At 67.9% G+C, this 7,389-nt stretch carries 10 protein-coding genes; 7 read left to right on the top strand and 3 right to left on the bottom strand.

Annotated features, from left to right (window positions below):
* Positions 1-16: 16 nt before the first annotated feature.
* Entirely contained in the window at positions 17-838 is an 822-nt protein-coding gene (locus tag O0K41_RS21645; RefSeq protein ID WP_164222399.1) for a hypothetical protein, read from the bottom strand.
* A 209-nt stretch (positions 839-1,047) separates the two neighbouring features.
* Between O0K41_RS21645 and O0K41_RS21640 the strand changes: the two genes are divergently transcribed.
* Positions 1,048-1,449 carry a hypothetical protein gene (locus tag O0K41_RS21640; protein WP_049397243.1) on the top strand — a complete coding sequence of 134 codons (402 nt, stop codon included), beginning with the start codon at positions 1,048-1,050 and terminating at the stop codon, positions 1,447-1,449.
* A gap of 264 nt (positions 1,450-1,713) precedes the next feature.
* Here the strand turns inward: O0K41_RS21640 and O0K41_RS21635 are convergent, their stop codons facing one another.
* Entirely contained in the window at positions 1,714-2,421 is a 708-nt protein-coding gene (locus tag O0K41_RS21635; RefSeq protein WP_005407837.1) for a YceI family protein, read from the bottom strand.
* Between the two features lie 86 nt (positions 2,422-2,507).
* A complete protein-coding gene (locus O0K41_RS21630; RefSeq protein WP_005407836.1) occupies positions 2,508-3,098 on the bottom strand; it encodes a malonic semialdehyde reductase in 591 nt (196 codons plus the stop codon).
* A 126-nt stretch (positions 3,099-3,224) separates the two neighbouring features.
* Between O0K41_RS21630 and O0K41_RS21625 the strand changes: the two genes are divergently transcribed.
* From O0K41_RS21625 to O0K41_RS21600, 6 genes are all read left to right on the top strand, one after another.
* Positions 3,225-4,214 carry a mitochondrial fission ELM1 family protein gene (locus tag O0K41_RS21625; protein WP_088435700.1) on the top strand — a complete coding sequence of 330 codons (990 nt, stop codon included), beginning with the start codon at positions 3,225-3,227 and terminating at the stop codon, positions 4,212-4,214.
* A 209-nt stretch (positions 4,215-4,423) separates the two neighbouring features.
* Positions 4,424-4,654 carry a hypothetical protein gene (locus O0K41_RS21620; RefSeq protein ID WP_149500656.1) on the top strand — a complete coding sequence of 77 codons (231 nt, stop codon included), beginning with the start codon at positions 4,424-4,426 and terminating at the stop codon, positions 4,652-4,654.
* A gap of 48 nt (positions 4,655-4,702) precedes the next feature.
* Complete coding sequence (locus O0K41_RS21615) at positions 4,703-5,554, top strand: DUF2145 domain-containing protein (RefSeq protein ID WP_088435701.1); 852 nt, start codon at positions 4,703-4,705, stop codon at positions 5,552-5,554.
* A 19-nt stretch (positions 5,555-5,573) separates the two neighbouring features.
* Positions 5,574-6,068, top strand: a complete 495-nt coding sequence (locus O0K41_RS21610) for a hypothetical protein (protein WP_088435705.1) — start codon at positions 5,574-5,576, stop codon at positions 6,066-6,068.
* Between the two features lie 32 nt (positions 6,069-6,100).
* Positions 6,101-6,613, top strand: coding sequence for a hypothetical protein (locus tag O0K41_RS21605; protein ID WP_164222400.1), 513 nt, complete (start codon positions 6,101-6,103; stop codon positions 6,611-6,613).
* Between the two features lie 75 nt (positions 6,614-6,688).
* A complete protein-coding gene (locus O0K41_RS21600; protein ID WP_005407830.1) occupies positions 6,689-7,249 on the top strand; it encodes a queuosine precursor transporter in 561 nt (186 codons plus the stop codon).
* Positions 7,250-7,389 lie beyond the last annotated feature (140 nt).

Below are 7,389 nucleotides of genomic sequence, written 5' to 3'. Positions count from 1 at the left end.
CCGCTGGCCGGCAACCTCATGAACCTTCGACAGGAACCTGAAATTGCCGGCCAGCGGCCGGCACTACCACCTGCTGCGCCCACCCGAACCGCTGCGCGGCCCAGATCTCCAGCGCCACCAGCAGTGCGATGACCAATAACGGCAACAGCAGCCCGAAATACACGCCGGGCATCATGCCGTTGATCTGCGCCTTCACCAGCCGCAGCACACCACGGGTGTGCAGCAGCTCATCCACATGCATGGTCAGCGCCTCGCGCACCACCTCGGGCTCCAGCCCGACCGTGCCGGCCTTGTCCACCAGCGTGTCTTCCACCATGCCGCGCAGCAGGCCTTCGCGCACCTTACCGATCACCCAGCCGGTGCCGCGCGCCAACGGGCCGTTGCCAAGACGATCAAGGCCTGGCAACGGATGTTCGCTGAGGTAGGCCGAAGCGATGGTATCGGCCGCGTCGCCCACCGTGCCCTGGCTGCGCAAAGCCTCGCGCATGCGCGGGTCGTCCAGCGAGTCGGTGAAGCCCTCGCTCCAGCCTTCCACCAGGGTCTGCAGGTGCGGCTGGAAATGATCGAGCTGCTTGAACAGCGCGCGGTGCGCACCGGCGGTGAAGCCCAGCTGCAGCCCGAAGAAGGCGGTGGCCAGCGGCAGCACCACCACATAGCTGGCCAGCAGCCAGTGATGCCAGCGCTTGCGCCGCTGCAACCAACCCCGGCGGTGCAGCCCGCGCCAGGCGAGAATGCCCAGCACCAGGCCAAGCAGCGTACCGAGCACGCTGCCGCCCACCAGATCGAGCACGCTCAGGCCCGACCAGAATTCGTTCAACCAGTACTGCGCGTCCTGCATGGGTCTTCCTTCCGTGGGTGCGGCTGCGCCTGAAACGCCAGCCAGGTAGAGTCGACTGTTAGTCGACTATCGCGCGCAGCGCGGGGGTTTCCGGCATCGCGCCAAGAGCAGTCGACTAACAGTCGACTCTACCAAACGGAAGACCGCCGCTCCGGAACACGCCAAGCAATGCGACAATCGCGCTCCTTTCCTGCAGCGACGAGGCCCACATGGCCAAACTGACCCTGGCCAGCGTGGATGCGCTGCGTACCCGCTTTGCCGATGACGCCGCCTGCGACGCGGCGCTGGCCGCCTTCGCCGACACCGCCGCACTGCGCACGCCGCTGCGTGAGCTGGTGGAGGCACAGCACCGCTACCTGCAGGCCGAATTCGAAGTGGCGCAGGTGGCCGATGTACTGCGCCGCGACCAGAAGTACGCGCCGGTGGGCCGCCCGTCGGTGCACATCGTGCAGCTGCGCAAGCAGCAGGCCGCGACCAAGCAGGCGGCGCTGATCGCACGCCAGGTGGTGGCGCAGGCCGCGCAGACCTTCGTGCGCGTGAGCGGGCTGGCAGTGAAGGCCAAGCAGAGCCCGAGCGAAGCGTGCGTGGCATGGTTGGGCGCGTTGCGCTGAGCGCGCCGCCCACGATGTGATGGAACCGACCAGCGTGTGATGGAACCGAGCAGTGGTAGAGTCGACTGTTAGTCGACTGCTCCCGGCGCGGTGCCTGAAAACCCCGCGCTGCGCGCGATAGTCGACTAACAGTCGACTCTACCAAGGCAGGTTTTCCGCGCAGTGCGGAGTTTCCGGGCGCCATCGACGCGGATCGAATTCGCAAAAAGAAGGCCCGCTTTTCAGCGGGCCTTCTGCCTTCTCACGACGAGTGAGCGGGGTGCATCAAGCCGCCGGCTTTTCGCCGGTGGCTTCGGTAGTGATGCGGATCTTCACTTCATCGCTGACGTTCGGGGCGTACGCGCCGACGCCGAAATCGCTGCGCTTCAGGGTGGTGGTGGCATCGAAGCCGGCGGCCGGAACCTTGGCCATCGGGTGCTCGCCGCCGCCGTTGACGGTGACGTCCAGGGTGACCGGCTTGGTGATGCCCTTGATGGTCAGGTCACCGGTGACGGTCAGCTTGTTGGTGCCAGCGGCTTCCACCTTGGTGCTCTTGAAGGTGGCATCGGCGAACTTGGCGGCGTCGAAGAAGTCGGCGCTCTTCAGGTGCTCGTCGAACTTGGCGGTGAAGCTGTTCAGGCCGCTCAGCGGCAACTTCACTTCCACGGTGGACTTGGTCACGTCTTCGGCGTTGTACACCAGGGTGCCTTCGACGTTGCCGAAGTGCGCGCTCGGATTCGAGAAGCCGAAGTGGCTCCACTGGGCCAGCACGTCGGTGTGGGTCGGGTCCAGCTTGTAGGTGCCCGAGGCGATCTTGATCGCTTCGGCGGCCGGCGCGGCAGCGGCGGCATCGGCGGCCGGGGTGGCGGCCTGCTCGGTGGTGGCCGGGGCGGCGGCGTCGGCGGCCGGGGCAGCGGTGTCGGCCGGCTTGGAGCAGGCGGCGATAGCCAGGGTCAGGGCCAGCGGCAGCAGCAGTTTACGGGTGGCGCTCATCTGAGGAACTCTCCGGATCGTAGGGTGGGTACACGGTGCAGCAAGAGCCTGCCACGGGACAGCAGGCCCGAAACCGATACAACGACTTACGCGATGCGCGCCGCTTCGTCGAACGACAGGCGCGGCAGACGCGGGAACAGGCCCGCCGGGTCACCGTAACCCAGGTTGACCAGGAAATTCGACTTGATCGAAGTGCCGGCGAAGAAGGCTTCGTCGACCTTGGCCGGGTCGAAGCCGGACATCGGGCCGGCATCCAGGCCCAGCGCGCGTGCGGCCAGGATCAGGTAGGCGCCCTGCAGGCTACCGTTGCGGAGGGCGGCTTCGTGGCGGCCTTCCTGCGGGCCGTCGAACCAGGCCTTGGCATCGGTGTGCGGGAACAGGTACGGCAGCTTCTCGTGGAAATCCAGGTCGAAGCCGATGATGGCGGTCACCGGAGCGGCCATGGTCTTGTCGTGGTTGCCTTCGGACAGAGCCGGGGCCAGCTTGGCCTTGGCTTCCTTCGAGGTGACGAAGACGAAGCGGGCGGGCGTGGTGTTGGCGGCGGTCGGGCCCCACTTCACCAGGTCGTACAGTTCCTGCAGCAGGCTGGCCGGGACCGGCTTGTCGAGGAAGGCGTTCTGGGTGCGGGCAGTACGGAACAGCTGGTCGAGGGCAGCAGCGTCGAGCGCGTGGGACATCGGTGGATCTCCAGGGCGGCTAAGGGAAGTCAGTGCCCGCGGGCGGCGCGGGGCGAAACGACGAGCCGCAGTGTAGAGTGTCGCGACTGTTGCAACACCCAGCAGGGCTGAAACGAATTAATGCCAATGGTGAAACGATCGAGCGCGCCATGGACGGTCACTGACGGCCGTGCGGGCAATGTCCGCCAGGCGGTCGCGCTGGCCTCGGCGCTGCGCCAGGGCACCCACCGACCGCTGGTCCTGCAGCCCCGCGCACCCTGGCGCTGGCTGTCGCCGCGGCGCCTGCCGGGTGATATGAACGGCTATGGCGAGGCTTTCGCGTCATTGGCTGCCGAGGCCCCGGCGCTGGCGATCGGCTGTGGCCGCCAGGCCGCCGGCGCACTGCGCGTCCTGCGGGCACGTGGCAGCCAGGTGGTGCAGATCCTCGACCCGCGCATCAGTGCCCGCCATTGGGATGTGGTGGTGGTGCCCGAACACGATGCCCTGCGTGGCAGCAACGTGCTGACCCTGCTCGGCAGCCTCAACCCGGTGGACGACGACTGGCTGGCCTGGGGCCGCGCCGCGTTTGCCGGCTTCAGTACCTTGCCCGGCCCGCGCACCGCGTTGCTTGTCGGTGGACCGACGCCGCTGGCGCCGTGGGATGAAACGGCGATGGTGGGCGTGTTCCAGGCGCTGGCCGAGCAGATCCGCAGCGAAGGCGGCAGCCTGCTGGCGACCACCTCGCGACGCACGCCGCCGGCCCTGGCCGAGATCCTGCGCGCGACGTTCGCCGACCTGCCGCACGTGATCTGGGGCGACGGCGGCGACGGTACGAATCCTTATGGCGGCCTGCTCGGCTGGGCCAACCGCGTGGTGGTCTCGCCCGATTCGGTGAACCTGCTGTCTGAAGCCTGCGCCACGCGCATGCCGGTGATGGTGGCGCTGGCCGAGACTGCGCAGGGCCGGCTGGCACGCTTCCAGCAGCAGCTGCGCGAGCGCGGGCGGCTGCAGGCGCATTGGCTTGACTGGCAGTACGACCGCATCGAACCACTGCGCGAGACCGCGCGGGTGGCCGCGGAAGTGAAAGCGCGGCTTGGCTTTTCGCAAGAGCCCGGGAAAACAGCGAAGGAGTTGTAGAGTCGACTGTTAGTCGACTGCTGTTGGCGATACCGCTGAAAACCCCGCGCTGCGCGCGATAGTCGACTACCAGTCGACTCTACCGCGCAGCGGCCCAAGCCCCCCGACGTGGTCCGACCCTCCGCTACCCGGCCGCGCAGCGCTTTCTGAACATTTCAATCCGCCTGCGCGGTTAGAGTCCAGCCTCCCCCATCACGCTGAACGTCTTCATGCGCACCCTGCTCCTGCTGCCCCTGGCCCTGCTCGCTGCCTGCTCCACCGCGCCCACTGAGCTGGACCCGATTTCCTACCAGTGCCAGCAGCAGCTGGACGCCTACCGCGAACAGCCAGCGCTGCGCGATCCTAAGACTGGCGAGCGCCCGCCGCTGCCGATCGCGCCGATCAGCGATGCCTGCGACAGGGAACTCAAGCACAAGGGCGTGGACCGCCCGCTGCGCTGAGCGGCGTATGATCGGCGCGCGGGCCTGCCCGCCGTTGAAGGTACCGACATGGATCGTTTTTCCCGCCTGCCCCGCGCCGCGCTGCTGATCGCCAGCCTGCTGGCGACTGCACCGGCCTGGGCCAACAGTTCCGAGTGCCGCGAACGCTACCCGAGCGTGGCGTCGCAGGCGGCGATGCTGGACGTGGCCTGGACCACCGCCGAGCGTCTCGATGCGCTGCCCGATGTGGACGTGGTGGTGGCCGCGCGCGGTGGCCAGGACCTGAGCCGCTACGGCCTGCGCCACAGCCACCTGGCCTTCCTGCTGCGCGAGGACGACGGCCGCTGGCGCGCGATGCACCTGCTCAACCGCTGCAAGACCGACAGCTCGCAGCTGTACCACGAGGGCCTGGGCAACTTCGTCGGCGAGAGCGGCGGGCATACCGACCTGCGCATCGGCGTGCCGTCGGCGCCGCTGCGTGCTGCATTGAAGGCGATGCTCGTGTCGCCGTCGATCCAGCCCAAGGCGCTGCACGAGACCAGGTACAACGTGGTCGCCTACCCGTTCGCCACCGACTACCAGAACTCCAACCAGTGGGTACTGGAGGTGCTGGCGGCAGCGATGGCACAGGCCGACGGTGCGCCGGCCATCGTCAAGCGCGAACAGGCGCAGCAGTGGTTGCGCCAGCAGAAGTACCAGCCCAGCGTGCTGCATATCGGCCTGGGCAAGCGCGTGGGTGCGCGCCTGTTCATTGCAAACGCCACCACCACCGACCACCCCGCCGGCGAACGCATTTCCGGCAACTATTCGGTGGTGACGGTGGAATCGGTATTCGACTTCCTGCACCAGCGCAGCCAGCTGCAACAGGAACTGGTGATCCCCCATGTGCCGGTGGCCGGTGCTGCTGCCGCCACGCCCTGAATCCCGCGAGGAGAACGACATGCGTGCGCTGCCTGTTTCCCTGATGTCGATGGTGATCATTGCCGGCCTGCTCGGCGCGAACACCGCCCATGCCGAACGCCGCATCATCATCCTGCAGGACCCGGGTCCGCAGGGGCCGAGCCTGGAAATGTCCGCGCCCCTGGTTGCTTCCGCGCGCGCCGCCGCTGCCAAGGAAGCCCGGGATGCCGGGCTGCCGCCCGGCCACGGCGCATCGGTGAAGCTGCCGCAGATGCAGGTGAGCGCCATCGCCACCACCGTCGACGGCCGCCGCGAAGTACTGCTGCGTGATGCCAACAACCCGCAGAACACCGCGTCGATGCAGTGGCCGAAGCGCCCCGGCGATCCCGCCGTGCAGTTCACCGTGGGCCAGACCGTGAACTTCGAGCCGACCGGCACCGACCAGGGCTGGCAGGTGAAGGACAACCAGGGCCGCCCGCTGGAATACCTGCCCGAGGCCACCGGCCCGCGCGACATCTTCGATACCCGGCGCTGAGCCGCCGTCCCCACCCTGACCAGGAGGTCTCCATGTTCCGTTGCCTGCGCGTTCCCGCCACTGCCCTGCTGCTTTCGGCGCTGGTGGTACCCACCGTCCATGCGGGCGCCGCGCCACAGTTGAACAGCGGCCAGACCAGCGTGCTGGTCACGTCGCTGATCGTGCTGTCGATTCCGTTGGCCACGTCGATGGGATTGGCCGAACTGTCCAAGGCGCCGTTCAAGGCCAGCGAACGCAACGGCCGGGCCACGCGCACCAAGGCAGTGCCGCTGCCGCCGATGGAGGTGAAGAAGGTGGAGACCACGCCGGAGGGCGAGCGCCAGGTACAGCTGCAGGTGCCGGACAAGGCCGACCAGACCGCCACCCTGCGCTGGCCGGCGCGCGTGCATGAAGACCAGGCGGCAGGCTTCGTGGTCGGCCAGCAGGTGCACTTCGACCCCACCGAAGCCGGTGCCGGCTGGACCGTGAAAAGCGCGCAGGGCCAGGCACTGGCTTACGTGCCCACCGCCTACGCCGCTGGCGATGTGATGAGCGAAGCGCTGTAAAGCTGAACGACCGGTTTTGGCTTTGACGCGGGCCGGGCGGATAATGGGCGATCCCCTTTGTCCCCCTGGCTCGCCATGTCCGTGCGTCCTGCCCCTCTTTTTGCCCCGCTGACCCCGCGCGCCCTGGTGCTGGCGGTACTGGCGATGGGCGCGGTGGTGCTGTTGTCCAACGTACTGGTGCAGTACCCGATCAACGATTGGCTGACCTGGGGTGCCTTCAGCTATCCGGTCGCGTTCCTGGTCAGCAACCTGATCAACCGCCGCTTCGGCCCGGGCCCGGCGCGCCGCGTGGCGTGGATCGGCTTCCTGGTGGCGGTGGTGTTGTCGGTGTGGGTGGCCACGCCGCGCATCGCCATTGCCTCGTGCTCGGCCTTCATCGTGGCGCAGCTGCTGGACATCACCGTGTTCGACCGCCTGCGTCGTGGCAGCTGGTGGCGCGCACCGATGGTGGCCACCACCTGCAGCGCGACGGTGGATACCACCATTTTCTGGTCGATCGCGTTTGCTGGTTCCGCCCTGCCGTGGGTGAGCTGGGCAGCGGGCGACCTGGCGGTGAAGCTGGCGATCGGCGTGTGCCTGCTGGCCCCGTTCCGCGCGCTGCTGTGGAAGATGGCGCCGCTGCGCGCCACCAGCTGACCGCACATGCTCTGGTGGGTGCCGACCTTGGTTGGCACGCTCCATCGGAGTTCATTACCGCTGGCGGATTGTGCCGACCAACGGTCGGCACCTACCAGGAGCGGGCATCGCAGGGCCATTGATTCGGTGGGTGCCGACCG

This window comes from Stenotrophomonas sp. Sm2128, assembly GCF_030985535.1.
GTDB classification, from domain to species: domain Bacteria; phylum Pseudomonadota; class Gammaproteobacteria; order Xanthomonadales; family Xanthomonadaceae; genus Stenotrophomonas; species Stenotrophomonas maltophilia.
Note: the sequence above shows the minus strand (reverse complement) of the source record. Positions and strands in the feature narration are given on the sequence as shown.

Excerpts from the sequence above, each read along its gene's own strand:
- O0K41_RS21605 (WP_164222400.1), top strand. The coding sequence starts at position 6,101 with ATGTTCCGTTGCCTGCGCGTTCCCGCCACTGCCCTGCTGCTTTCGGCG.
- O0K41_RS21625 (WP_088435700.1), top strand. The coding sequence starts at position 3,225 with ATGGTGAAACGATCGAGCGCGCCATGGACGGTCACTGACGGCCGTGCG.
- O0K41_RS21610 (WP_088435705.1), top strand. The coding sequence starts at position 5,574 with ATGCGTGCGCTGCCTGTTTCCCTGATGTCGATGGTGATCATTGCCGGC.
- O0K41_RS21600 (WP_005407830.1), top strand. The coding sequence starts at position 6,689 with ATGTCCGTGCGTCCTGCCCCTCTTTTTGCCCCGCTGACCCCGCGCGCC.
- O0K41_RS21620 (WP_149500656.1), top strand. The coding sequence starts at position 4,424 with ATGCGCACCCTGCTCCTGCTGCCCCTGGCCCTGCTCGCTGCCTGCTCC.
- O0K41_RS21635 (WP_005407837.1), bottom strand. The coding sequence starts at position 2,421 with ATGAGCGCCACCCGTAAACTGCTGCTGCCGCTGGCCCTGACCCTGGCT.
- O0K41_RS21640 (WP_049397243.1), top strand. The coding sequence starts at position 1,048 with ATGGCCAAACTGACCCTGGCCAGCGTGGATGCGCTGCGTACCCGCTTT.
- O0K41_RS21615 (WP_088435701.1), top strand. The coding sequence starts at position 4,703 with ATGGATCGTTTTTCCCGCCTGCCCCGCGCCGCGCTGCTGATCGCCAGC.
- O0K41_RS21630 (WP_005407836.1), bottom strand. The coding sequence starts at position 3,098 with ATGTCCCACGCGCTCGACGCTGCTGCCCTCGACCAGCTGTTCCGTACT.
- O0K41_RS21645 (WP_164222399.1), bottom strand. The coding sequence starts at position 838 with ATGCAGGACGCGCAGTACTGGTTGAACGAATTCTGGTCGGGCCTGAGC.